We start from the raw sequence: 474 nt of genomic DNA, 5'->3' as shown, positions 1-474 counted from the left end.
GGCCTCGCCCTCGTCGTGCAGCACGTCGCGCCCGCGCTGCTCGTCGGCGGCGCCCGCGACGTGCTGCACGACGAGGGCGAGGCCTATGCCGACCGGCTGGCCGCCGCGGGCGTCGCGGTGGAGCGGCGGACCTATCCGGGCATGGTCCACGGCTTCATCGAGCTTGGCGGCGTGATCGCGGCCGCGGCAGACGCGCTCGACCTGATCGCGGGCTGGCTGCGGCGCCGGCTCTGATCCCCCTGCCCGGCTGAGCTCGCCGGAGGCCGTCGGATCCGCTCACCTGCGCGGCGATCGCGCCCCGGCCCCGCGGTCGTCCACGATCTTGCGAGGATCGGACTCCTCCCCTGTGGCGTTCATCGACTGCGACTTCGGCCAATCAGGAGGAACACCCATGCGCATCCGCACCGTCTTGCCGCTCGTCGGCCTGCTCGCGCTCACGGCCTGCAAGGACGAGAAGAAGGCCGAGGCTCCCCC

The 474-nt window shown here is 73.4% G+C and carries 1 protein-coding gene; it reads left to right on the top strand.

Annotated elements, in window-relative coordinates; translation table 11 throughout:
- The coding region (locus tag AX737_RS08165) for an alpha/beta hydrolase fold domain-containing protein (RefSeq protein ID WP_156453594.1) at positions 1–234 on the top strand (234 nt) is incomplete at its 5' end.
- Between the last annotated feature and the right edge of the window lie 240 nt (positions 235–474).

It is taken from the genome of Methylobacterium sp. CCH5-D2 (assembly GCF_001556475.1).
Lineage (GTDB): Bacteria > Pseudomonadota > Alphaproteobacteria > Rhizobiales > Beijerinckiaceae > Methylobacterium > Methylobacterium hispanicum.
Note: the sequence above shows the minus strand (reverse complement) of the source record. Positions and strands in the feature narration are given on the sequence as shown.